The sequence below is a fragment of the Pseudoalteromonas sp. JC3 genome (assembly GCF_030291895.1).
Lineage (GTDB): Bacteria > Pseudomonadota > Gammaproteobacteria > Enterobacterales > Alteromonadaceae > Pseudoalteromonas.
Window position 1 is genome coordinate 1,951,893 of the sequence record NZ_CP127855.1, and the last position, 23,331, is coordinate 1,975,223.

Sequence of the window (23,331 nt, forward strand, 5' to 3'; positions counted from 1 at the left end):
AATTTAAATTGGAAGCGGTTTATGACTGAGAAAATTTTGCACGACTTTCTAACCATATGGGTCACCATCGACCCTATTGGCACTATGGCGATATTCGTTGCGCTTACAGCTAATCTCTCTACTGAAGAACGTAAGAAAACGGCGATCAAAACTATAGCCTATGCTTCCATCATTTTGATAGGGTCCATAATTATTGGACAAATTCTATTAGGAGCTTTGGGTATTAGCCTACTTTCTTTTCAGGTTGCTGGTGGAGTTATATTGTTCTTATTTGGATTACAAATGGTTTTTTCTAAAGAATCCAGCGAGAATACGAAAGAGCCGATGCATGATATTTCCGTTTTTCCTTTAGCAATACCTTCTACTGCATCTCCTGGTGCAATTTTGGCAGTAATTTTAATTACTGATAATCACGTTTATACCATTCAAGAACAGCTAGTTACAGCTACTACTATGTTGGTTGTATTATTTATCACACTTTTAATGTTACTTTATTCCACGCGAATACTTCAATTTATCGGAGTTGCAGGAGCGTCACTACTTACTCGACTTATGGGCATGATACTCGCAGCATTATCAGTAGAGTTCATTATGGAAGCCATTGGCGTCAGCAAGTGGGTAGAAAACGCGCTATGATTTCATTAAGTATATGCATGCTAATCAATGTGGTTACTACTGTAATAATCCAAATCAGTTTAAAAGGAAAGCCCAAACTCAGAAAGTAAGATTACCTATTGCTATAAGCACTAAGCTGCGTGAGCGTAATACGCTCACTTGTGCTCTTACTTAGCGCTAAGTATTTGCGCTAGTTTGTGTACATCATCAATAGCACGTTGTTTTGAGTGCTTATGCCTGTCATCTCCAAACTCTTGATACTCAGATGCGATTTCATAAAACGCCTCAGCACCTAAATATGGAGCCAACTGCTCGATATGGCTACTTAGATGATTCAAATGATATTGTGACTCACCTTTTTTAAATGCAAATTCTCCCCAAGATGCCAGTAATACGAGAGTTTTACCCGATAAAATTGGCTCAAGTGGTTTATCACCTCGTGCTAAATCAAAGCTGAAGGTTTTATTTACTCGGATCGCCAGATCAAACCAAGCCTTTAGCACGGCAGGCATGCCGTAGTTATACATAGGGCTTGCGATCACGATAATATCGGCATTGGTCACTTCTTTGATAATTTCGTCAGACTCAGCGAGTACTAAGCGTTGCTCTTCGCTCAACACGCCTTTTGCAAATGCAGCCGCTATAAATGCTTCATCGATGAATGCAGGTTGTTTCACGGAGAGGTCGCGATGGGTGATTTCCACTTCATGTGTGAAGCAGCTAAATTTTGTCAAAAATTGCTCACCTAACATCCGACTAATTGACTGATGTTGCGAACTCGTCTCACTATACTTTCTTGCGCTACTACTTATATATAAAATGTTTTTCATGGCTTTTCTCCAGTTGTGTCTTGTGTTTTATTTTGTGCCTGCGAGAGCAATGTGACAACTGAGAAGAATCCATAAATAGATGAGATAAACTAACTTATAGGTTTGCTATGTTCACACATTTACCGTCTTTGAATAACATAAAAACCTTTGCGGTTGCTGCGCACTACTTGAGCTTTAAAGATGCGGCGCGGGTACTTAATGTTACGCCTACGGCAGTGTCACATCAGATAAAGTCACTGGAATCACAGTTAAGGGTTCAGCTTTTTGAGCGAAAAACGCGAGCAGTGCAATTAACACTACAAGGACAGGCACTTGCAAAGGTGTGTATTGATTCACTCAATATGCTCGATAATGCGTTTATTGATTTTACCGAGCAAAAGAATGATTTGCTTATTTCATGTTGTAATTCATTTGCTGCACTTTGGCTTGCTCCGAATATGGCTGCCATTAATCATGCTTTCCCAAACCAAACCGTCACAATATGCGCGAGCGATCAACTCATTGATTTAAATAAAGAGAAGCATATTGATATCGCCCTGCGTTATGGCAAAGCGGATCCGAATTCTAATGAAACTCATCTTATTACCGAGAAAATTGGGCTTTATGCTAGCCCAAATTATCGGGTGCCAGACCAAGGTAAACCTGTACTATTTCTCACCCATTGGCAAGACGAAACGGGGCTTGAAAATATTCCTTGGCGAGCGCACATTGACGAAAGCCATTATGACTTGCGTTATTTTGAGCAAGAACACTTTGTCTTGCAGGCGGCTGTGGCCGGGCAAGGGCTGGCACTATTGAGCGATGTATTAGCAGAGTTAGCAGTAATACAGGGGTGGTTAAGTAAAAGCCCAACAATGGAGGAATTTTCAGGCTATGGCTATTGGCTCAGGCAAACGACTTATCGCAAGAGTTCGGCGATTGTTCACCAGTTTACCATTTGGCTGGCAAGCGCGTTACAAAATATCAAGGCCAACAAAGATAAGGACATAAGATAAAAAGATAAAGGACAGGCACTTTTATCAATGAGCAAATAAGCCGTTTTTTAATATTGATCTATACTTTTGTGGAGCTTAAGTCCTTATTCGAAAAGTGTTTATTGCTAGGTGGTGATGTGATGATAAAAATCCTGCTGATGAGTCTCATTTTATTTCCCGCTTTATGTTTGAGTGGTGATTATACCTTCGCCTTTGTGCCGCAGCAGTCTGCAAATAAGTTAGCCAAAAATTGGCAGCCTATTCTCGATTATCTCAGTGATAAGACCGAAGATAACTACACGTTTAAAACCGCTAAAGATATACCAACCTTTGAAGCTCGGGTGTTGAAGCAAGAGTATGATGTGGCATACATGAATCCCTATCACTTTGTTGTATTTAATGAGCAGGCAGGTTATCAAGCTATCGCCAAGCAAAGAGATAAAATGATCAAAGGGATCATCGTGGTTAAAAAGGGAACGGGTATTACTGACTTATCGCAGTTGCGAGGAGAGACGCTTGCTTTTCCGGCTCCTGCTGCATTCGCTGCAAGCATTTTGCCCCGTGGTGAACTTGTGAAACAAGGTATTGAATTTACACCAAGGTATGTCTCTTCCCATGATTCTGTTTATCTCAACGTGTCGAGAGGATTTGTCAAAGCGGGCGGTGGTGTTATGCGTACTTTCAACAACGCCGATCCCAAAATTAAATCACAACTCGACATTCTCTGGACGACAAAAGGTTATACGCCCCATGCATTTGCCGTAAAAAAAACAATGCCAGAAGATGCAAGGCAAAGATTAGTAGAGGCGTTGACCTCTCTTGAGCTGAGTGAAGAGGGCATTAGGCTACTCGAAGCGGTGAATTTCAAAGGCATTATGGCGGCGTCGAACGAGGACTGGCAAGACGTAAAAGCATTAGAATTAGAAACCTTAGTTGGCAATTAGTACGCGGACTATTAAGAAGCCCCACAACTGAATGAAAAGGCTATCGTTAAGACTCAAAACCATGATTGGCACCGCTATTATTGAAGCGGTGTTGTTGAGTGCGCTCATATTTGTAGTGATTGATTTTATGATGGAGTCTGCAAATGACGCCATGAATAAACGCGCAACGACAACCGCAAGCCTGTTTGCGAGTGCGACCAAAGATGCGGTGCTGTCATACGATTTGGCCACACTGGATGCTTTTACCAATGAGTTATTAAGTAACCCAGATATCCTTTACGTTAAAGTCATCGATGGTGAAAACCAAACTCTTTCTTTTGCAGGTAACGAGCGCTTAAAAGAACGTACATTTGAAGGTGATACGTTAGTTGAAACAGTTACCGACGGTATTTTTGATATTCATGCTGATATTGTTGAGGGTGGGACACTGTTTGGCACCATTCAAATAGGCATAGATATTGGCACCATAAATCGAGCTATGTCAGAGGTAAAACGCTGGACGGTTTCCATCGCGCTGTTTGAAATGGCGTTAGTTGCTATTTTCTCTTATTTTCTCGGTATATATCTCACAACCAATCTGTATATACTGAAGAATCAAGCTAAATTTATCGCTCGGAATGTCAAAAACGGCGTGTTTGATTTCAAATGGAAACCAATACAGAGTAAAGATGAGTTACAAGAGCTATCTTTGGCGTTTGATGAGCTATCACAAACCTTAGCCGAAGAGCATGAGCGTCGAGAGCGATATAAGCATGACTTGATTGAGCTAAATAAACATCTAGAAGAATTAGTGGCGCAAAGAACTGAAAAACTGAATCAGAAAAATCAGCAGCTTGAGGCTACCAATAGAGAGCTTGAAGCCGCACAGCAACAGCTTGTTCACTCAGAAAAAATGGCATCGGTGGGTCAATTAGCCGCCGGGGTTGCCCATGAAATAAATAATCCGCTCGGTTTTGTCATGAGTAATCTCGATGTGATGCGTCACTATCATGGCGATTATGCCGAACTTGCAAAGCGTGCGATTCAGCTTGAACTTGAACCCAGTACACTCGTAGCGTTTAATCAGTTTATTCAAGACAAAGACTTTGCTTTTATTAATAGCGATTGTACTGAGCTTATTGACGAGTCGATGACTGGGCTACAAAGAGTGTCTGCGATTGTGAACGACCTCAAACAGTTTTCAAGGGCAGATACTATTCAATTGCAACCTTGTGATATTAACGCCTGTATTAAGACAACGTTAAATCTGGTGGAGAGTAAGCTCAAATATCATGCTAATGTGATCACACAACTGAATGAAGTCCCTCAAGTGCTCGGTAATCAAGGTAAACTAATTCAAGTATTAACGAATTTACTGATCAATGCGGCTCAGGCATTGAAAAGCGAAGGAGAGATCCGCGTCTCAACAAGTCTAGAACAACAGCGTGTACTGATCCGAATTCAAGATGACGGGGTGGGGATCCCCGAAGAAATAAAAGATAAAATATTTGACCCATTTTTTACGACTAAGCCCATTGGCAACGGGACAGGCTTAGGCCTTTCAATAAGTTATGACATTATTAAAGAGCATGGTGGCGAGCTTGTAGTAGAAAGTGAGGTTGGGATTGGAAGCTGTTTTACTATCACCCTGCCTGTTTCTCCTTGAACTCGAAAAGCAGTTTGATCTTGCCCTTGTTATTCAACACTCAAGTATAAATTATCCGCAGTTCAGATCCGCATTCTGGTAATGAATATCAGTTGGTGTGAGCCTGAGACAAAGGATTTCTAAATAAAGGGTGATGGATTACCTTCACCCACTTAGGCTTTATATCTCAGAAGTATTGCAATTTTCATAAATGGTAATTATTATCATTCGCAATTTTTGCAAGGGCTTGCGTGTTGACTTATAAATGATGTATTCACAAGAAATATTACAGTCACTCTCCTCAAATGAATGTGCACTTAAACGTTTTCTGACTAGCAAGCTTGGTTGCTCAGATACAGCGTCAGATATTCTACAAATCATTGCTGAAAAGCTGTTAAAGATGAAAACAAATCGAAATGTAGAAAATCCAACTGCCTATCTGTATCGCTCCGCCCACAATGAAGTCATTAATTACTTCCGTACTGAACAGGCTAGAACCCAGTATGAAAAAGCGTACATGACGACATGTATTGATAGTCAAATAGCCGATATTTCAAAGTGCCATATCAGCTCGTGTGAGCTTCGTTGCATAAACTTGGCACTGGACGAGCTGCCATTGTTAACCCGGCAGATATTTTTTATGTACACCATCAAGGGTGTTAAACAACGAGATATTGCCACACAGTTAGCAATTAGCCTGTCAAATGTAGAAAAGCGTCTCACCGTAGCAATCAACTTTTGTAAAGAGGTACTGTCTCGTTAAGTTCAGGTGGCACTTTCGCTGCTCGCACATAAAAAGTATGACGAACACCTTTCAGTTACTACTTATCTTAATGCTCGCCGTTACGCTAAAGCGGATTTTTATAAGATTTTTACGGGTTTGCTAATTCGTAGACGTCTTAACGATGAATTATATAAATGGGTACATGAAAATAGAGGATGACCATGAAAAGCCATACTTTTAGAATAAATAAGTTTCAGCATGCGATAAATATATGTAGACGGAGCTTATTTATTTCTAGCGCAGGACTCATATTGGCAACTGCGAACGTTTATGCTAGCGATACTACGTACCAACTGAATATAGAACCCCAAACGCTTTCTACAGCGATAACCGAACTGTCGGCTGCAACGCAGCAGCACATTATTGCAGATGGTGTCGCGCTAGCAGAGCAAAGAACGATACAAGTGAAGGGAAACTATACGACGGAAAAAGCACTTGAAATTCTTTTGAAAGGAAGCGGGTTTGTTGCAACTAAAGTTGGCGAAAATCGTTTCTCAATCCATGAAGTAGGCGCAGCTCTCGCGCGTGATAATGAAATTGAACGTATTGCGGTGACGGGCAGTTATGTGGTCAATGAACCAATAGACACGGCAACAGGTTTGGGTCTGACATTGCAAGAAACCCCGCAAACCGTGAATATTATTACCCGGCAAAGTATTGAAGATCAGGCGTTAACGTCACTAACCGATGTGATTAATAATGCTTCTGGCATTTCGGCCAAAGCTTACGATAGCTCAAGGAATGCGTTTTCGTCTCGAGGCTTCAATGTTGACAACTACCAAATTGATGGGGTGCCAGTACAGTGGAATGGCGCGCAGAGTGCTGGTGAGTCGCTCACCGACACGGCGCTTTATGAACGTATTGAAATCGTGCGTGGAGCAACAGGGTTGTTGACCGGTGCAGGAGATCCGTCGGCATCGATTAACTTGGTTCGTAAACACGCAAATTCGAGTGAACTTAGTGGCAAGGTAATTGCGCGCTTAGGGCGCTGGAACAATTATTATGCGAGTGTTGATCTGGGCACCGGGCTAAACGAAAGCGGATCTGTTAGAGGTCGAACGGTTATGGTGCTGCAAGAAGGCGACTCTTTTGTCGACTATGAAAAAAAGAGTAAACAGGTTTTTTATGCCACCGTTGATGCAGATTTGTCGAATGCAACCTTACTGCGATTAGGGTATAGCATTCAAGACAATGAACCCAAAGGCTCTCAATGGGGCGGGCTGCCAATATTCAACTCTGATCTCAGCCGTACAGACTTTGATCGTTCAGCTTCAGTGGCCGCAAAATGGAGTAGTTGGGCCAGTACACACAAAACATTTTTTGCAAACCTACATCACAGTTTTAGTAATGGATGGGAGTTGGTTGCCCATGCGAATAAAAATGTCAGCACTGCAGACATGTATTTACTTTGGGTATCCGGACTTCCTCATCCTGTGACGGGGGCTGGGATGACTGCTTCTGGATCGCGCCTAGAAAATGAAAGAGAGCAGATTGACTTTGGTGTCAGATTACAAGGCATGTACTCTTTATTTGACCACGAACATGAATTTGTAGTTGGGGTTGCAAAGAGCGATCAGGACTTTGTGTATTACGGCTATGAAGGTGGGGGGAGCAAAACTGCCAAACCAGTCACAAACTTTTTTGAGTGGAACGGGGAATTTGACCAGCCAGATTGGGGTCAAAAATACATCAGCCAGGATTACACCACTGAGCAAACAGGTTACTTTGCTGCGACACGAATACATTTGAGCGATAAATTTAAGGCAATTGTTGGTGCACGGTTAGCGAGCTGGAATAGGCAGGGTGTATCCTATGGAACAGACCAAGACTATGGCGATGATGACGTATTTATTCCCTATGCGGGGCTACTGTATAGCTTAAATGACAGTCATACGATTTATACAAGTTATACGGAAATCTTTAAGCCGCAGAATGCGGTTGACGCTGATGACAATTACTTAGACCCCCTCACTGGGCTCAATTATGAAATTGGTTTGAAAAGCACTTATTTCAATGATGCGTTACATACCAATATAACTTACTTTCAAACACAGCAGGAAAACTTAGCGGTTGTTGACCCTGATTTTGTTCCACGTCCTGATAAGTTAGCTGCATACAAGGAAGCAGATGGTGTTGAAAGCGACGGTTACGAGCTCGAAGTAGTCGGTCAGATCATGGACGGCTGGAAGATTAATGCCAATTATACTGCATTCGAAGCAACCGCTGAGGATAGTAGTGGCACATCAAATACGGTTAATACGCGATTTCCTCGAAAAATATTTAGATTATTCAATACCTTTGAATATAACCAATTTACATTGGGTGCAGGTATTTCTTGGGAGGGTGAAAATTACACTGACATAAAATCACCATTAGGCAATGTACGAGTTGAACAGCCAGCCTATTCACTTATCAATTTAATGGCTAGATACCAACACAACGAGGCGCTATCAGTACAACTAAATATTGATAATGCTTTTGATAAAGAATATTACAGTCAGATCGGCTTCTACTCGCAGCTAGCATATGGTGAGCCAAGAAATATTAGTTTGAGTCTTCACTACAAACTATAAATTTGAACTCCATATTCGATGGAAAAGAAAGGTATAGAGCTAGAAATAGCGCTATACCTTATCACTAGTAAACACGCGAATACGATGTCTATCAGGGTCTAATACGACGAAACTAGCACCATATCCCTCGGCTTGCGGGACCTGAGCAAACTCAATATCTAGTAATTTCCATGTATCGTATAAAGCCAAAAGCGCTTCTTGGCTTGGTTGCATAATAGAGATTTCAGAACCGCCCCCGGTAATGCAACTTGGTGGTGTAAGGGCTGTGTTTTGTTTAAGTGCAATGGAGACGTTGTGTGCACATTTCATAGAAACAAAAGTTGGAGAAAGCTGCGCTGCCTCACATTGGAATAGCTGTCTATAAAACGCTTCGCTTAGCTTGATATCGCTTACATATAACACCAAAGAATCAATGGTGATCATCATGGGATTCCATCATTTTTTAAAAGTTGCAGCTAAGATACGCTCTTAGTGTGTCAGTTACTGTCAGTAGCTTTACGCTGAGTCCAAAACAGGAGTTTGAGCATTTAATCGAGACCGATAGTCCCATATCACTTTAACTTCATGTTATTAACGCTTAAAGTAATCTCGCACACTGTCTATCGGTGTGTAGAGCAATGTGAAACTGGTGTTTTTAACAAAAAGGAAAGGTTGTATGGTTACTTGCTACTTAAAATATGTTGTTGATCCGGCAAAAATTGCTGACTTTGAGGAATATGCGAAAATGTGGATCCCACTCGTCAATCGCTTTGGTGGGCAGCATAATGGCTACTTTTTACCATCGGAAGGTGCAAGTAATATTGCTTTGGCATTATTCACCTTTCCCAGTTTGGCGGCCTATGAAACGTATCGTAATGAGTCGTTTCAAGATGCACAGTGTCAGGCTGCAATTAAATTTGCAGAAGATACCGGTTGCATAATCAGCTATGAACGCAGCTTCTTTAGACCTGTATTTGAATAGAGGTGAGTAAATGGAGCTGAACATCTCGTGGAACTAGATATTTCTGCCAATCTCAAACTACAAAACCTTGCCGTGACGCATGCAAAGCCATTATTTTATTGCGTACAAAGCAGTCGTGCAAGTTTACAAAATGTGCTGCCGTGGGTTGCGACATTACATACCGAGGCTGATGCAGAGCGATACATCGACACACGTATAAACAACCAAGTCGGCGGACTTTGGTCTGCTATTGAATTTAATTGCGAGTTTTGTGGTGTGTTTGGGATCAAATATATGGATGCGCAAACGCAAACTGCTGAAATTGGCTATTGGCTTGGCGAAAAGGCAAGAGGTCACGGCTTAATCGGTCTAGTGCTTGAACAGGTTATTGCCAAGCTTCGAGAGGTAAGTGATATTAAAACTGTGGAGTTTCAATGCTTACAGTCAAATATTGCGAGCCAGCGGATCATTGAAAAAATAGGCGGCCAGTTTGTTGAGTCCTGTGTCAATGATTTGGGCGTAGCAGGTGACGAGTCGCTATATATTTATCGACTCGCACTTTAGTTTCGCCTTTTTAAAGGAACGAGCGCATAATTGCTATGCGCTCAACTGATTAGTTTACCTCACACTTAGGAGGCACAGCTCGGCTTCGTAGGGTAGTGACGATAATTTGCGGTAATAGCGGCATTACAATCATGCCAACCATCAAACTATACTGAAGCGGCGTGAACGTCTCGCCCAGTAGCACCAACCCCGTCAAAATACCCGCAATCGGATTTGCAATACCACCAAAGGTAAAGTCCACCACAGACATACGTTGTAGTAACCACACGTACAAACTATAACCCAGTGCGGTGTTCAGGAGCACGACCCATAATATGCCGCTGAGATTAGTCATCGAGAAATTGTTAAAAGCTGCAATATACTTAGCTGGTGCGATCACACCGTGAACGCTTGATGCGAGTGTGAGAATAACGCCGCCAATAATGAGTTGCCAAGTTAACACTGTCCACCAATGCATGCGACCACCAAGAGACTTAGTGATTGAGCTGCCGATCACGATACAGGTTATTGCCGCAAGTATTGCCGCTAAACCAAGAGGGTTTAAACTCAGTGAACTCGGATCAAATAGCAACCAGGCCAACACAATAAGCGCCGCACCGCATAACGCTTGCACCAATCCCGGACGTTGCTTATTGACTAACCAATGATAAAGCATGGCGAACACCGGCACAGACACCATGCCCACGCTAGATATGGCAGATGGTAGCGTTAACGACATCACGAAGATCATGCTAAAAAAGGCCGCGATATTAATCGCCCCAAGGGCGCATAGTATTTTCCAGTCAGTTTTTTTTGGCAAACTTGGCTTAACTGCTAGCAAAATAAGCCCAGCTGGAAGCGCTCTAATAGCGCCAAGTAAAAGAGGCGGCCAGTCCGCAAGGGTGTATTGTGTCACCGCGTACGTGGTGCCCCATAAAAATGCAGGGATCATCGCAAGGAGTATATTCACATTAACTATCTTTATATTGAGATACTTTTCGCTAAGGTATTACTAAAAACACTTTTTGTAAAGTATCTTTATGTTAAGATATTTCTTTACAACGTTTGTTGTCGGGGCAAATATTAATGGATGCGATTGATAGAGTACAAGAGCAGTGGGCTCGCGAAAAACCACAGTTAGAAACAACGCCCATGGCGATAATGGGTCGCTTAGTGCGCATAGCTAAACATATGGAAGCCGAAGTTGAAAAGCTACATAAGCAATACGGATTAAATTTGGGCGAATTTGATGTGTTAGCTACCTTGCGCCGCAGCGGCAAACCATTTCGCTTAACCCCATCAGAGCTATTTAAAACCATGCTACTCACCTCTGGCGCGATGACCAATCGTTTAGATAAGCTAGCGGCAAAAGGCCTTATTAAGCGTGAGCATTGTAAAGAAGACCGCCGCAGTGTAACAGTTGAATTAACAGCAGAAGGCCTCGCCCTGATTGAAAAGCTGATTGAGCCGCATATCGCCATTCAAGCCCAATTGGTTGAAGGGATGAGTAAAGAGCAGCAAACCTTGTTAAATGGTGTGTTAAAAGAGTGGTTAACGCAATTTGAGTGAGGATATAAACAGTCTTGTAATATGTCGGTTAGGTTGGAATAAGTGAAGCACCACCACAAGTGTTTCATAGTGTAAATAATCTAGTGGGAGGCGGTTCACCCGCCGAGAAGTTATGTTTTCAAGCTATTGTTGATGATGAGTTTGCAGGCGACCACTTCGAGTTGACTAATGAGTAGAGCCTTCCTTGGCTAATATCAAAGCGCATCCACGCGTTCCTCGTTCATTCTTTTGAAACGACGCGGTCGAGCGAACCAAGAAAACGTCGCCCCGACATCACACTTAATCCTCAAATCCTAACCCGATATAGTGCAACCATCATGTAAGGCACATCCCTATGCCAGACAAGACTTAGCCAACATCCTGTCGGCACATTGCATATTGGTTTATACTTTTCGGGTGTGATGGAGGGGGAATAAGTCGCCTGTGGATTTCCACTTTCTCAATAGCAATAGAGTCGTTTACAAGTTCAGAAAATTGAGGCTCCAAATTCGCAGTATAAATATTTTTGTGGGAGGCGGTTCACCCGCCGAGAAGTATGTTTTTTAGGTGTGACGAAGGAGAATAAGTTGCATGTGAGATCTTCTACGACTTTACAGTAAAATCCAAACAAAAAAGCCACCTGGTTAAGGTGGCTTAATCTAACCCCGCATCCGGTTATTTATGCTTTACAGCCCACAGATGCAGTAGTTCGTGTGCAATGGTGGCGGCGGCGATTGCGGTGAGCTCGCTTTGGTCGTAGGAAGGGGAGACTTCTACTACGTCCATACCTATCATGTTTAGCCCTTGCAATGCGCGTAAAACCTTCAGCACTTTGTCGCTGGTTAGGCCGCCGCATACTGGGGTGCCGGTGCCTGGTGCGAATGCTGGGTCTAGACAGTCGATATCAAAGGTTAAGTACACCGGCAAGTCGCCAACGCGTGCTTTGATTTGTGCTGCTATTTCTTCGGCACTTAAGTCGTTTGCTGCCATAGCGTCAATCACGCCAAACTCGTGGCCTTGCTCTGTGTACTCGGTTCTAATGCCAATTTGCATTGAATGCTCTGGGCTTATTAGGCCCTCAATCGGAGCATGATAGAACATAGTACCGTGATCATAGCGTGAGCCTTGGCTGTACGTGTCTGTGTGCGCATCAAAATGTACAAGCGCCATTTTGCCGTGAATTTGCTGATGAGCACGCAGCAATGGCAGGGTCACAAAGTGATCGCCGCCTAGGCTTAATAGCGTTTTGCCTTGCTGCAAAATTTGCAGAGCAGCTAGCTCGAGTTGCGCAGTAAAATACTCAGGATCGCCAACCGGGTAAGTGAAATCGCCAGCGTCCTGAAGTTTAATTTTGTCCCACAATGCAAATGACCAAGGGTATTTTTTACTTTCCCAAGCTAAGTGCACGGATGCGCGACGGATTGCATCTGGACCCAAGCGTGCGCCTGGGCGTCCAGAGGTTGCCAAGTCAAATGGCAAGCCAAGTACCACAACGTCTGCATCAATATCTGTGATATTGCGTACCATTGGCTGACGTAAAAACGTCATGCCGTTGGAGTACAGAGAATGATCGGTGTGATCGAATAAGTGGCTCATGGGTTAAAAATCTTCCAAATAAGTATAGCCGTCAAGGCCGGTTTCAAGCTCTGCCAGGCAAGTAGCTCGTTCTTCAAGCGGTAGTTTGCTTTCAACTAGGTTGGCAAAGTTACGCTTAAATTGTTCAACATCAAGGTGTACATAACGCATCATATCGGCAACAGTGTCGCCCGCATCGACATTACCAAGCGCCAATTCGCCTTGGTCATCTAATGTGGCTACAACGGTGTGGGTGTCGCCAAATAGGTTGTGCATGTCACCTAAAATCTCTTGGTATGCACCCACCAAGAAAAATCCCAATAAATAGGGTTTATCTTTGCAAAACTCTGGTACTGGTAGGGTGGCTTCAATACCTTGGCCATCCACATAATGCTCCACCGTACCGTCAGAATCACAGGTAATATCCAGTAATACCGCGCGGCGCTTTGGCGCCTCTGTTAACCCGCTGAGTGGCAGGACAGGGAATACCTGTTCAATACCCCAAGCGTCTGGCAAAGATTGAAATAGCGAGAAATTCACAAAGAATTTATCCGCAAGCTTAGCACTGAGTTCGTCAATAATTGGGCGATGGAAACGGTTTTTGTTATCCATACGCTTGTTTAGCTCATAACATACGCGCAGGTTTACTTGCTCCGCCCAAGCTCTTTGCTCAAGGCTTAATAGGCCCATCGCAAATTGGCTGTGTACTTCTGCCAAGTCGCCCTGCGTATCATGAAAAATTTCAATCAACGCGCGGTCGTCGCTCTGCTCGTTGAGCGCCTGCCAAGACGTCCACATATTGTGTAGCAGTCTTGGGGCGTCACTTACCGGTGCAGTTATCTCTTCTACTTGATAGCTTTCGGTGCCAATCACATCGGTGATTAATACCGCGTGATGCGCCGTTAACGCACGACCCGACTCAGAGATGATCTTTGGCATTGGCTGATTGTATTGCTTACAGGTATCGCCTACGGTGTAAACGATGTTGTTTGCATATTCAGCTAAGCTGTAGTTCATCGAGTTGGACGACTGGCTACGCGTTCCATCGTAATCCACTGCAAGTCCGCCACCTACGTCTAAATTCAACAGGTTTGCACCTAAACGGCGTAATTCGCAGTAGAATCTAGCGGCTTCACCCACACCAACGCGCACGTCACGAATATTGGCCATTTGCGAGCCTAAGTGAAAGTGCACCAGTTGCAGCGCGTCTAGCATGTCAGCTTGCTTTAATTGGTTAACAACCGTAAGGACTTGCGATGCAGACAGACCAAATTTGGACTTTTCACCGCCGCTTGCTTGCCATTTTCCTTTACCTTGTGATGCCAAACGTACGCGTAAGCCTAAACGTGGTTTAACGTTGAGTGCTTTGGCTTCTGCCATCACGATGTCGAGCTCAGAACGCTTTTCTAAAACGATATAAACCTGATGGCCTAATTTTTCACCGATAAGCGCAAGACGGACGTATTCTCTGTCTTTGTAGCCATTGCACACGATCACTGCGCTGGTTTTTTCACTGAGCGCCAATACGGTAAGTAACTCAGCTTTACTGCCAGCTTCTAAACCAAGCTGTTTTTTATCGCTGGCCGCTTGGCTTGCGATAAGCCCCTCAATGACTTCTTTTTGTTGGTTTACTTTAATTGGGTAAACCAATAAATAATCTTCTGGGTAGCTGTAATCAGTAATCGCCTGATTAAACGCACCAACAATATTATGTACGCGCTGTTCAAGGATTTGTGGAAAACGCACTAGCGCAGGTAGGGTATAACCCTCAGATTTAATTTGTTGTGCAATGTTTGTCAGAGTTACGGCGTGCTGTGGCTGCTGTTGGTTCGGCATCGCAGTAACCTCTCCCTGATCATTAATACCAAAGAAGCCTTGGCTCCAGTGGCGCACGTTGTAGCATTCACGTGCTTGCTCAGAAGAGGTAAATTTGGTCATTCAAGTTCCTTAACGTAAGTTAGAGTTCAGCCTGCAGTGCGCCATCAATGGCGGCTACTCACTGAGTGATAGGTCTCATTAATTTTCGCGCATTAGACACAAATAGAAAGTCTCAGTCTAATGAGTTATTTTGCTCGTCAAGAGTGACAAATCTTTCCCTTAGTTTAGTTGCGCTATAACGTGAATTAAGTGAGTGTAAACAAGGAGTAGTAAATTCTACTCTCGTGGTTTTTTAAGCTAACATTCCATCAAAGCGCAAGATTTGCATCGTTGGCAATCAAGATTATTTATATCGCTTTGCTCGGTGTGCCTTTGCTTATTTTTGACGTGAAGCTTATTCGTCGAGAAGTTGATATCTTGTTTATGGGTTATGTAGCTTATTTCAGTTATACGTTGAGTCAATAAAGTTTCAGAAGTTTCTGAAACTTCGTTGCGTTTATCGAGTAAACTAATTTAGTATGTTATTGGGAAAACTTAAAAATGAGAAAGGACAATGAAAACAATAACATCAGCAGTACTCGGACTCGTCGCTTACAGTTCAGTGGCCAGCGCCAACCAATCAGTTCATGAACACGATTATCAATATGTGGAAATAAACGGCAACAAACTTGCCTATGCTTGCAAAGGAGAGGGCGAGACTACCGCACTTTTACTAGCTGGTATGGGCCTTGATGCTCATGAAACCTACAAAAACACCATTCATAACATAAATCCAAAAGGCTATCGCTTATGTTTTTATGATAGAGCTGGCACCGGAAAAAGCACTTTTGCCAAGCCTCGAGTACGGACTATGTTGGAGCTTACACAAGAGCTTGAGGCATTCACTCAAGCCACTAAAATGGATAATTTGGTACTTGTACCTCACTCTTTTGGTGGGTTTGTTGCAAGGGCTTATGCCAACCGAAACCCTGAAAAAGTGAAAGGGATGGTACTTATTGATATCGCTCATGAGTCTTGGTATCACGATATGAAAAGTAAGATGTCTAAAGAAGCATGGAAGATAATGGAATGGATCATCAACTGGGAGCGAGATACTCATTCATTAGAAGATTTTGAAGAAGCTTCTGCCCATACAGAGATGTATAGAATCAACCGGAAAATGCCAGTTACCATACTGTCGCGAGGGATCCCTTATGTGACTATCCGCTCTACTGGTATGAGTTATGCTGATGTTGATGTTTATACTCAAACTTCAAAAGGCTCCCAAATAAAGCTGCAAGAAATTGGTGATAATGTTACGCCCATTACCATGAAATATGCATCTCACCTGTTTGATGAAACAGATCCATTTATTGCCATCAAATATATTGAAGAAATGGTGAAAAAGGTACGATAATATTTTTTACGCAAAGGGTTAGCGGTTATACTGCTGCTAACCCAACTAATAATAATAAAGCAATGTTCTCTCATCACATAATCAGTTCAAAAATCACGACTTTCTTAGTAGCTGCAGCCGGCTTTGCAGGGGTGGTATTGTCAGTACTGGGTGTATTTAACCATCCGGAATTGACGTTAATCCTCGACTTTACAGCAAGCTTTTTATGCTTGATGGTCGCGTATAAGTTATATCAAAAGCAACTCAGGGCCTTAAATTGGGCAGCGGTGCTCGGCGCGCTTATGTCCATTGGTGTCGTCGTTGATGATACGCTAATCCAATTTTCATCAGGACTACTATTAACGGTTCAGTTGAACCTAGAAACCATAGCCGTAAACATCAACTTGCTTGGCTTGATTATCATCGCGACTGCGCTCACGGCAAAAATAAAGCTAACTAATTCAAAGGAATAATCAATGGAGCTACTTACCTATCTGCAGACGCATTTTATTACCAAAGAGACTTTGCTACGCGAGTCGCAGTTATCCCATCTTGAATTGGCTATGTTAATTGAAAAGCGTTTGATGCCAAAAGCCGCCTATAAGTTAGCATTAAAGCTTGAATGTGATTCTTTCTTTGGCGAGCACAGTGATGAAAGCTGCCTAGAATTTTATCCGCAAGGCGCTTTAGTGTGGCTTGGTGCGGTATCACAAGTAACGGATGAAGCACAAGCCTTTACACTCTTTAGTAAACGTTATAAAAACCAACTGCATAGATTAAAAGCGCAAGGCTTTAATCCGAGAGGTGCAAAGCTGGATCAAGACATCGACGCGCACTTAGAAAGTGAGTGGCAACACTTCCTTGACGGTATTTACGGACTTTGTACTAAAACGGGTTTACCTGAAGATATTGCAAATAAAGAAGCCGCCATCGTTATCATCAATGAGTATTTGGCAAGAGATGAACACTTGAGTTCAGATGAACTAACCAACCTTCACCAAGTGGTCGATTTATTGGATGAGGCCAGTGCATTATTTGCGCCTCATGAGCGTGAACGTAGCTCACGCAAGCGCTTAATAGATGACGTGAGAGCAAAATTTCCAAAGCCTTTAACATCATAATTAACTGTTTTTCGCTTTTTAAATCATGTGAATTGACTTCACATCCATTTCACACCTGTCCGCATAAAGTGTCTGTAACAAAACAACACAAGGGTCAACAGGCCCGAGGACAGGATGATGAACAAATCACTATTAACCTTATCTCTCGTTGCTGCCTTATCAGCAACTTCAATCAATGTGGTTGCGCAAGATAAAAATACACCTCATGTGCTCATGGTGCTCAGTAGTTATGGCGAAATGGGGGCTGATGGCTCTTTAAGCAAACCTGGATTTGAATTTGACGAGCTCAGTAAAGCGTATGCCGTGTTCAAACAAAATGGCGTAAAAGTCACGTTAGCCTCGCCGAAGGGCGGTGAACCGTTGGCAGATAAGTTCGATAAGAACAAATCCTATAATCAAGCATACAGTAATGATACGACTGCGATGGCGCAGCTTAACAACACTAAAAGACTGAGTGAGCTAGAGCCCGCGCAATACGATGCTGTGTTTGTGGTTGGGGGCAAAGGCCCAATGTTCGACTTGCATGATTCCAAGCCGTTACAGGCAATTATTCGCGAGATCTACGTTAACAACGGCGTAATTGGTGCAGTTTGTCATGGTCCTGCTGCATTGGTGGATGTAAAGCTTGAAAATGGAGAGTACTTAATCGCTGGCAAGCGAGTAAATGGCTTTACCAACGAAGAAGAAGCAGCGTTTGGTAAAAAGTGGACCGAACAGTTTCCATTCCTACTTGAAGATAAACTCATTGAGCGTGGAGCATCGTTTGTGCAAGACGGGTTGATGTTGAATCAGGTCAGTATTGACGGTCAATTGATCACAGGGCAAAACCCTTTTTCTACGGTAGACACTGCTAAAGCGATGGTTGCGGCGCTAGGTCTGACGGTAAGCGAGTTACCGCGATTCAAAGACGATGAAAGTATTTTGTTGGTAGAAGAGTTCTTTTCAGATAGCAGCAAAGCGAAGGCGCGTTACTTAGCGGATAAGTCATCGTTTGATCCCATGTTGCTCGGGATCTCTGGTTTATATCAAGCGCAGCATGCGCAAACTGCTCATCAACTTGCCGTGGCCGTTGAGTTGATGCAATTAACCCTTGCAGATATCGATCACCCCATGCTGTACGAGGCACTAATAAATGCACAGCTCAAACTAAATGATATGTCTGGTGCAAAGTCCACATTAGAAGCAGCGCTTAAAAAGCATGGTACGGCAGAGAATCTGATTGCACTAAAAGAGAAAGTTTATGGTTAAGCAAAACTGGAGAAAAACAATGTTAGTAGTTACTGGAATTATTGCAGGCGTTGCCGCTGTTTGGTATGCAGTGTTTGGATTAAAGCCATACAGCGTTACGCCGGAGGAATTAACGCAAATATATAGCTATGAGCAAAAGGCGGTGGAGGTAAATCTTTCGCCATTAAAAACCAATCACTTTGCGCTTGAGTACACGACGTTTGATGGCGATAAAGTCAATGGTCATATTCTCTACCCAAGTAATTACGACGCGACTAAACCAATGCCCGTTATGGTGGGTGTCCACGGTATGGGCCGAAGTGATGTACGCTGGATACAAGAGAGCTTTAAGGGGCGTGATACGTTTGAGCAAACGGATGAGCTTACCAAAATGGCACTAGCAAATGGGTACGCAGTGGTTGCTATTGATTCGAGGAATCATGGTAAGCGTAAAAATCTTGAGCATAATATTATTGAAGTTATGCATGATTTAGATTGGTGGGGCAAGCGCGAGCCGTACGAAAAGTTAATTATTGATTCGGTAAAAGATCACAGGGTACTGCTTGATTGGGTAGCAACTCAACCGCAATTTGATCAAGACCAAATTAGTGTTGCGGGATATAGCATGGGAGGTCAAATCAGTTTAATTCTAGCGGCGCTGGATAAACGAGTAGATAATGTATTATCAATTGTGCCGCCTTACCTGACTAACGCTGTGGCACGAGTGGCGATTAAAAACTTTGCGACGGCAGTTGATTCTCCCAAGGTGTGGTTGGTCTCGGCTGATGACGATGAATACACAAGCGAGCGTGAAAATGAAGCACTATTTGAAGCCATTGCGAGTGTGCAAAAACATCATGTCGTCATTGAAGGGGGACATCTCTTGCCTGAAGGCTACTACAAAAAACTACAAGGCTGGTATTAATGAAAGCAAGCTCACAACTAAATCTTTTAGTGATTGAAGACAACCCCGCGATTGCAAGTAATATAGCCGATTACTTCGATATGCAGGGAAATAATCTGGACTTTGCTTATACGGGAGAGCAGGGTTGTGAGCTTGCATTAACGCAATATTTTGACTGTATTATTTTGGATATTATGCTGCCAGATATTGAAGGGCTAGAGGTCTGTCAGCGATTAAGGCTTCAAGCTGACAGGCATATTCCCATCATCATGTTAACTGCTCGAGATACCTTGGATGATAAATTAGCAGGATTTGCGCAGGGTGCGGATGATTACCTCACCAAACCTTTTTCGCTAGAGGAGCTAGCCGCGCGAGTCAGCGCATTAACTTGCCGATTAAATCCCACATCTGCTGCAAGAACACTCAGTGTAGGGGATGCAGATAAACAGGTTACGCTCAATTACCAAAGCCAAACAGTAACGCGGGGTGAGACTGCACTCGTGTTACCGCCAATATTGTTCAATATTCTTAAAATTTTGATGGAAAGTTACCCTCGAGCGGTATCAAAGAGTGAGCTTGTTGAGCGTATTTGGGGCGAGGAGGGAACTGACTCGGATTCTTTACGGTCACACATCTACCAATTACGTAAAGCGGTAGATAAGCCATTTCCAACTGCCATTATTAAAACCATTCACAGCGTTGGCTTAGTGCTGGATTTATAGCTGAAATTGCAACTGAGAAAAATGAAAACAAAACAACTAAGAAACCGCATCATCACCTACTTTGTCTCTATTGTAGTACTGCTCAGTATATTATTTTCACTGATCACTTTGCTTTTCAGCTACATCATAGAAGACAGCTTTTTTTATCAAATTTTAGAGGATGAAAGAAAGCAGATAGCGCTTCAAATCGTCAATAACGAGACACCAAAAGCACATTTTGACTTCGTCACATTTCATCCTACAACCGACACTTTACCCGTGGTGGTAAGAACGCTACTCGCTGAGGAACCAAACCGCAAAGAGTTTAGTGCTGAGGCGGGTAAACATTATCATATCGCCTTTCTAAACAAGGATGACCGTGGACAAGGCATATTGCTTGCTGAAGTAAGCGGCCATCTTGTGGTGCGCGAACTGCGAGGCTTGATGCTTGGTTTTTCACTGACCTTATTGGTGATTGGATTAGTAATAGCGCTATTGCTAGCGCTCGGTACGGTAAAGCTGGCAAAGAAACTACTTAAACCTTTGGATGAGCTTATGGTAATTGTAGAGGCGAGTCCCGTTGAAAACCTCCCGACCAATTTTGCATCTCAGTTTTCGCAAAATGAAATTGGTAAATTTGCACAAACGCTAGAATCAGCCCTTGCTCGTATTCGAGCATTCGTTGAGCGTGAACGCCAATTTACCAGAGATATTTCCCATGAATTGAGAACACCTGTCACCATTTCCCAAGGGGCGGTTAGTTTACTCAACCACACCGAGTTAAACAGTAAACAGCAAGAGCTGGTGGCAAGGATAGCGGAGTCTGACCAGCAGATGCAGCTAACACTAGAGGCGCTATTTGCCCTTGCCCGGGAAAAAGCCGATACACCGGAGCAGACTAATTTACAATCCGTGATTGAAGCTTGCATTATTAATAACCAAGTGCTGTTTGAGCATAAAGTCCTAAGTATTGACTTACCCGGCAATGTATTTGTTCCTATGGCCGCGCAGGAGCTAAGATTGGTAGTGCAAAACCTGTTACAGAACGCTGTACATCATAGCCAAGGCGAGCAAATTCATATTCGTTACAGAGATAATACACTAACGATTGCGGATGATGGCCAAGGGTTACCAGAGATCTTTACGGTAAACGAGCAAGCCTTTGAGTCTGGCATGCGGGGTCCTAATAGTTTAGGTACAGGCATTGGCTTATCGCTAGTAAAGCGTCTTTGTGAGAAGTTTTCTGTAGAGGTGATGATTGAAAGTGGCGAAACGGGTGTATCGGTTCACTTAAAGTTTGCTTAGGGTCGTTGTTGACCTGACCCAACACACAATGAAAAGGCACGGTGACTTCCGTTATCGTGCCTTGAGAGAATTTAATTGAACTTAAGAAAACTCGGCGATAACCAATACTCTCTTGTGTTTAGCACTATAAAAAACAATCCCTTCGCCACCGCCCTCAAAATAAGTGGAGAAGCAGAAAGTACCAAGGTAGGCAAAATCTACGTCATGCTCTTCATCAAAAAAGCCAATTTCACGAGTGGAGTAGTGGCTGTAGTTCTCGCCACTTTGCTCATCCATAGCGTCAAAATAGCGCGTTTCATCATCGCCTTCTTCATCCCACAAATAGGCGTCCCAATTGCAACCGAGTATGGGTTGCCCACCGAATTCAAATAGCGGAACGCTTTCATCGTTTTCGTCAAGGGAGTAGTTAAGTCGTTGATGTTTGGCGTAGAAGCTGGCTGCTTGCTGATAGTATTCGCTATAGTCTTCAAAATCCTCCTTCTCTTCACTTAGATTGTCAACATTGTGAGCGTCAACTTGCCACCCATTGTCTGTTAGTGAGTAGGAGATATAAGGGAGGTCGCCATCAAAAATCTCCATAGAAATCGGTAATGCGATAAGTACATTATCATCGCTGTTTACGTCTAACTTTGAATAGGCAAGTAGTCCTATTGGTAATAGCTGATTGTCATTAAACGCGACATCTTGGCTACTCGGGAATGGCTTGTAAAAATCAGTCGCTTGCAACACTTTTGTTGCAGGGCATGCGAGCGCCGAATCTTTAATGTAGAGGGCCATAAAACAACTCCTTTTTATGGTTTATTTTTTGGTAATTAATACGTTAGACTCGTATTTGGTGCACACCATATAGCGAGGCGTGTGGAAAATCAATCAGTGATAATAATTGTTCGGGCGTTAGTGTGCCTGTCCTTTATATTTGCTCCAAATTTGAGACTTATTATGCCTATGATAGGGCCATTGCAGTGCAGGATTGTCCGCTATAATACAAACTACATCAGGTGAGAAAAGTAGATACGCCATGGAAAATAGAACATTTAAAATAAAAGTAATGGATTTAACTGAATTAGAAATTGCAGCAAAGTGGGCTCTGCAAGAAGGGTGGAACCCTGGGCTTAGCGATGCTAAGTGCTACTATCAAGCCGATCCAAATGGCTTTTTAATTGGCTATCTAGGCGATGAACCTATCGCTTCGATTTCGGTGGTTAAGTACGATGATTCATTTGGTTTTTTAGGCTTTTATATTGTTAAACCAGAATATCGAGGTCAGGGTTATGGGATGCAGATTTGGCAGGCTGGACTTCAATATTTAGCTGGTTGTAACGTCGCACTGGATGGAGTGGTCGCGCAGCAAGAGAATTACAAAAAATCGGGTTTTAAGCTCGCTTATCGTAATATTCGCTACGAAGGAGTGGGTGGCGGCGAAACGCCTGATTGCACAAACTTAGTGGCACTTGAAAGATTACCGATAGAAGAGGTCATTGCTTACGACAGTGCGTTTTTCCCAGCAAAAAGAGTAGCCTTTGTTGACGCTTGGATTAACCAGCCAAACTGCCACGCTTTAGGCATTAAACAGGATGACACACTTGTAGCCATAGGTGTGATCCGTCCTTGTCACGTCGGCTATAAAATAGGCCCTCTTTACGCTGATAACGTAGAACTTGCAGAAACACTCTTCTTAGCGCTTAGGTCCAAGGTATCAGCAACTGAGGCCATTTACTTGGATGTGCCAGAAGTAAATGCCGCTGCTGTTACGCTTGCACAAAAGTACAAGATGTCGCTTTCTTTTGAAACCGCAAGAATGTACACCGCTGAACGCCCCGATTTGCCATTAACGCGAGTGTTCGGGGTAACTTCGTTTGAAATAGGTTAG

Annotated in this window: 23 protein-coding genes; 17 read left to right on the forward strand and 6 right to left on the reverse strand. The window is 43.1% G+C overall.

All coding sequences use genetic code 11. The features are described 5' to 3' along the window. Window positions 1–21 precede the first annotated feature (21 nt). Window positions 22–636 (forward strand): MarC family protein, encoded by a 615-nt coding sequence (locus tag QSH61_RS08060; RefSeq protein WP_010604523.1) that lies wholly within the window; start codon window positions 22–24, stop codon window positions 634–636. A 146-nt stretch (window positions 637–782) separates the two neighbouring features. On the opposite strand, the gene QSH61_RS08065 is transcribed toward QSH61_RS08060, so the two are convergent. Further along, window positions 783–1,445 carry an FMN-dependent NADH-azoreductase gene (locus QSH61_RS08065; protein ID WP_206472753.1) on the reverse strand — a complete coding sequence of 221 codons (663 nt, stop codon included), beginning with the start codon at window positions 1,443–1,445 and terminating at the stop codon, window positions 783–785. A gap of 107 nt (window positions 1,446–1,552) precedes the next feature. Between QSH61_RS08065 and QSH61_RS08070 the strand changes: the two genes are divergently transcribed. The 5 genes from QSH61_RS08070 to QSH61_RS08090 all read left to right on the forward strand — a co-directional run bounded on the left by QSH61_RS08070 (window position 1,553) and on the right by QSH61_RS08090 (window position 8,344). Continuing rightward, window positions 1,553–2,440 (forward strand): LysR family transcriptional regulator, encoded by an 888-nt coding sequence (locus QSH61_RS08070; protein ID WP_206472755.1) that lies wholly within the window; start codon window positions 1,553–1,555, stop codon window positions 2,438–2,440. Window positions 2,441–2,559: 119 nt separating this feature from the next. Then, window positions 2,560–3,363, forward strand: coding sequence for a PhnD/SsuA/transferrin family substrate-binding protein (locus tag QSH61_RS08075; RefSeq protein WP_206472983.1), 804 nt, complete (start codon window positions 2,560–2,562; stop codon window positions 3,361–3,363). A gap of 31 nt (window positions 3,364–3,394) precedes the next feature. Further along, window positions 3,395–5,008 (forward strand): sensor histidine kinase, encoded by a 1,614-nt coding sequence (locus QSH61_RS08080; RefSeq protein ID WP_227387192.1) that lies wholly within the window; start codon window positions 3,395–3,397, stop codon window positions 5,006–5,008. A 244-nt stretch (window positions 5,009–5,252) separates the two neighbouring features. Further along, the gene (locus tag QSH61_RS08085; RefSeq protein WP_174169024.1) at window positions 5,253–5,750 is read left to right on the forward strand and encodes an RNA polymerase sigma factor; all 498 of its coding nucleotides are present in this window, start codon (window positions 5,253–5,255) and stop codon (window positions 5,748–5,750) included. A gap of 182 nt (window positions 5,751–5,932) precedes the next feature. Continuing rightward, window positions 5,933–8,344 (forward strand): TonB-dependent siderophore receptor, encoded by a 2,412-nt coding sequence (locus QSH61_RS08090; protein WP_206472757.1) that lies wholly within the window; start codon window positions 5,933–5,935, stop codon window positions 8,342–8,344. A 51-nt stretch (window positions 8,345–8,395) separates the two neighbouring features. Here the strand turns inward: QSH61_RS08090 and QSH61_RS08095 are convergent, their stop codons facing one another. After that, window positions 8,396–8,770, reverse strand: coding sequence for a VOC family protein (locus QSH61_RS08095; RefSeq protein WP_227387189.1), 375 nt, complete (start codon window positions 8,768–8,770; stop codon window positions 8,396–8,398). Window positions 8,771–8,999: 229 nt separating this feature from the next. Between QSH61_RS08095 and QSH61_RS08100 the strand changes: the two genes are divergently transcribed. Both QSH61_RS08100 and QSH61_RS08105 read left to right on the forward strand, forming a co-directional pair. After that, on the forward strand, window positions 9,000–9,305 hold the full coding sequence (locus tag QSH61_RS08100) for an NIPSNAP family protein (RefSeq protein ID WP_010604531.1): 306 nt from the start codon (window positions 9,000–9,002) through the stop codon (window positions 9,303–9,305). A gap of 27 nt (window positions 9,306–9,332) precedes the next feature. Beyond that, window positions 9,333–9,848: a GNAT family N-acetyltransferase gene (locus tag QSH61_RS08105; RefSeq protein WP_174169022.1), complete on the forward strand. Its 516-nt coding sequence runs from the start codon at window positions 9,333–9,335 to the stop codon at window positions 9,846–9,848. A 49-nt stretch (window positions 9,849–9,897) separates the two neighbouring features. Here the strand turns inward: QSH61_RS08105 and QSH61_RS08110 are convergent, their stop codons facing one another. Then, window positions 9,898–10,797, reverse strand: coding sequence for a DMT family transporter (locus QSH61_RS08110; RefSeq protein WP_206472758.1), 900 nt, complete (start codon window positions 10,795–10,797; stop codon window positions 9,898–9,900). Between the two features lie 116 nt (window positions 10,798–10,913). On the opposite strand from QSH61_RS08110, the gene QSH61_RS08115 reads away from it, so the two are divergent. After that, the gene (locus QSH61_RS08115) at window positions 10,914–11,396 is read left to right on the forward strand and encodes a MarR family winged helix-turn-helix transcriptional regulator (protein ID WP_174169020.1); all 483 of its coding nucleotides are present in this window, start codon (window positions 10,914–10,916) and stop codon (window positions 11,394–11,396) included. A gap of 654 nt (window positions 11,397–12,050) precedes the next feature. Here the strand turns inward: QSH61_RS08115 and speB are convergent. Both speB and speA read right to left on the reverse strand, forming a co-directional pair. Then, window positions 12,051–12,971 carry an agmatinase gene (gene speB, locus QSH61_RS08120; RefSeq protein ID WP_174169019.1) on the reverse strand — a complete coding sequence of 307 codons (921 nt, stop codon included), beginning with the start codon at window positions 12,969–12,971 and terminating at the stop codon, window positions 12,051–12,053. Window positions 12,972–12,974: 3 nt separating this feature from the next. Continuing rightward, on the reverse strand, window positions 12,975–14,888 hold the full coding sequence (speA, locus tag QSH61_RS08125) for a biosynthetic arginine decarboxylase (RefSeq protein ID WP_206472761.1): 1,914 nt from the start codon (window positions 14,886–14,888) through the stop codon (window positions 12,975–12,977). 493 nt (window positions 14,889–15,381) lie between these two features. Here speA and QSH61_RS08130 point away from each other — a divergent pair, with 493 nt between their 5' ends. From QSH61_RS08130 to QSH61_RS08160, 7 genes are all read left to right on the forward strand, one after another. Continuing rightward, window positions 15,382–16,224 (forward strand): alpha/beta fold hydrolase, encoded by an 843-nt coding sequence (locus tag QSH61_RS08130; protein WP_174169017.1) that lies wholly within the window; start codon window positions 15,382–15,384, stop codon window positions 16,222–16,224. Window positions 16,225–16,286: 62 nt separating this feature from the next. Next, entirely contained in the window at window positions 16,287–16,676 is a 390-nt protein-coding gene (locus QSH61_RS08135) for a hypothetical protein (RefSeq protein WP_206472763.1), read from the forward strand. A gap of 3 nt (window positions 16,677–16,679) precedes the next feature. Continuing rightward, the gene (locus QSH61_RS08140) at window positions 16,680–17,324 is read left to right on the forward strand and encodes a DUF6058 family natural product biosynthesis protein (RefSeq protein ID WP_174169015.1); all 645 of its coding nucleotides are present in this window, start codon (window positions 16,680–16,682) and stop codon (window positions 17,322–17,324) included. 117 nt (window positions 17,325–17,441) lie between these two features. Beyond that, complete coding sequence (locus QSH61_RS08145) at window positions 17,442–18,572, forward strand: type 1 glutamine amidotransferase domain-containing protein (RefSeq protein ID WP_206472765.1); 1,131 nt, start codon at window positions 17,442–17,444, stop codon at window positions 18,570–18,572. A gap of 19 nt (window positions 18,573–18,591) precedes the next feature. Further along, the gene (locus QSH61_RS08150; protein WP_248298720.1) at window positions 18,592–19,476 is read left to right on the forward strand and encodes a dienelactone hydrolase family protein; all 885 of its coding nucleotides are present in this window, start codon (window positions 18,592–18,594) and stop codon (window positions 19,474–19,476) included. Then, window positions 19,476–20,177, forward strand: coding sequence for a response regulator transcription factor (locus QSH61_RS08155; protein ID WP_206472769.1), 702 nt, complete (start codon window positions 19,476–19,478; stop codon window positions 20,175–20,177). Before QSH61_RS08150 ends, QSH61_RS08155 begins: the two co-directional genes overlap by 1 nt. Window positions 20,178–20,198: 21 nt before the next feature. Next, window positions 20,199–21,461, forward strand: coding sequence for a sensor histidine kinase (locus QSH61_RS08160; RefSeq protein ID WP_206472771.1), 1,263 nt, complete (start codon window positions 20,199–20,201; stop codon window positions 21,459–21,461). Window positions 21,462–21,542: 81 nt separating this feature from the next. On the opposite strand, the gene QSH61_RS08165 is transcribed toward QSH61_RS08160, so the two are convergent. After that, on the reverse strand, window positions 21,543–22,238 hold the full coding sequence (locus QSH61_RS08165) for a hypothetical protein (protein ID WP_206472773.1): 696 nt from the start codon (window positions 22,236–22,238) through the stop codon (window positions 21,543–21,545). Between the two features lie 241 nt (window positions 22,239–22,479). On the opposite strand from QSH61_RS08165, the gene QSH61_RS08170 reads away from it, so the two are divergent. Next, window positions 22,480–23,331: a GNAT family N-acetyltransferase gene (locus tag QSH61_RS08170; protein ID WP_206472775.1), complete on the forward strand. Its 852-nt coding sequence runs from the start codon at window positions 22,480–22,482 to the stop codon at window positions 23,329–23,331.

Excerpts from the sequence above, each read along its gene's own strand:
- QSH61_RS08075 (WP_206472983.1), top strand. The coding sequence starts at position 2,560 with ATGATAAAAATCCTGCTGATGAGTCTCATTTTATTTCCCGCTTTATGT.
- speA (WP_206472761.1), bottom strand. The coding sequence starts at position 14,888 with ATGACCAAATTTACCTCTTCTGAGCAAGCACGTGAATGCTACAACGTG.
- QSH61_RS08085 (WP_174169024.1), top strand. The coding sequence starts at position 5,253 with ATGATGTATTCACAAGAAATATTACAGTCACTCTCCTCAAATGAATGT.
- QSH61_RS08065 (WP_206472753.1), bottom strand. The coding sequence starts at position 1,445 with ATGAAAAACATTTTATATATAAGTAGTAGCGCAAGAAAGTATAGTGAG.
- QSH61_RS08140 (WP_174169015.1), top strand. The coding sequence starts at position 16,680 with ATGGAGCTACTTACCTATCTGCAGACGCATTTTATTACCAAAGAGACT.
- QSH61_RS08155 (WP_206472769.1), top strand. The coding sequence starts at position 19,476 with ATGAAAGCAAGCTCACAACTAAATCTTTTAGTGATTGAAGACAACCCC.
- QSH61_RS08145 (WP_206472765.1), top strand. The coding sequence starts at position 17,442 with ATGAACAAATCACTATTAACCTTATCTCTCGTTGCTGCCTTATCAGCA.
- QSH61_RS08060 (WP_010604523.1), top strand. The coding sequence starts at position 22 with ATGACTGAGAAAATTTTGCACGACTTTCTAACCATATGGGTCACCATC.
- QSH61_RS08080 (WP_227387192.1), top strand. The coding sequence starts at position 3,395 with ATGAAAAGGCTATCGTTAAGACTCAAAACCATGATTGGCACCGCTATT.
- QSH61_RS08160 (WP_206472771.1), top strand. The coding sequence starts at position 20,199 with ATGAAAACAAAACAACTAAGAAACCGCATCATCACCTACTTTGTCTCT.
- QSH61_RS08090 (WP_206472757.1), top strand. The coding sequence starts at position 5,933 with ATGAAAAGCCATACTTTTAGAATAAATAAGTTTCAGCATGCGATAAAT.
- QSH61_RS08095 (WP_227387189.1), bottom strand. The coding sequence starts at position 8,770 with ATGATGATCACCATTGATTCTTTGGTGTTATATGTAAGCGATATCAAG.
- QSH61_RS08150 (WP_248298720.1), top strand. The coding sequence starts at position 18,592 with ATGTTAGTAGTTACTGGAATTATTGCAGGCGTTGCCGCTGTTTGGTAT.
- QSH61_RS08165 (WP_206472773.1), bottom strand. The coding sequence starts at position 22,238 with ATGGCCCTCTACATTAAAGATTCGGCGCTCGCATGCCCTGCAACAAAA.
- QSH61_RS08070 (WP_206472755.1), top strand. The coding sequence starts at position 1,553 with ATGTTCACACATTTACCGTCTTTGAATAACATAAAAACCTTTGCGGTT.
- speB (WP_174169019.1), bottom strand. The coding sequence starts at position 12,971 with ATGAGCCACTTATTCGATCACACCGATCATTCTCTGTACTCCAACGGC.
- QSH61_RS08130 (WP_174169017.1), top strand. The coding sequence starts at position 15,382 with ATGAAAACAATAACATCAGCAGTACTCGGACTCGTCGCTTACAGTTCA.
- QSH61_RS08170 (WP_206472775.1), top strand. The coding sequence starts at position 22,480 with ATGGAAAATAGAACATTTAAAATAAAAGTAATGGATTTAACTGAATTA.
- QSH61_RS08115 (WP_174169020.1), top strand. The coding sequence starts at position 10,914 with ATGGATGCGATTGATAGAGTACAAGAGCAGTGGGCTCGCGAAAAACCA.
- QSH61_RS08100 (WP_010604531.1), top strand. The coding sequence starts at position 9,000 with ATGGTTACTTGCTACTTAAAATATGTTGTTGATCCGGCAAAAATTGCT.
- QSH61_RS08135 (WP_206472763.1), top strand. The coding sequence starts at position 16,287 with ATGTTCTCTCATCACATAATCAGTTCAAAAATCACGACTTTCTTAGTA.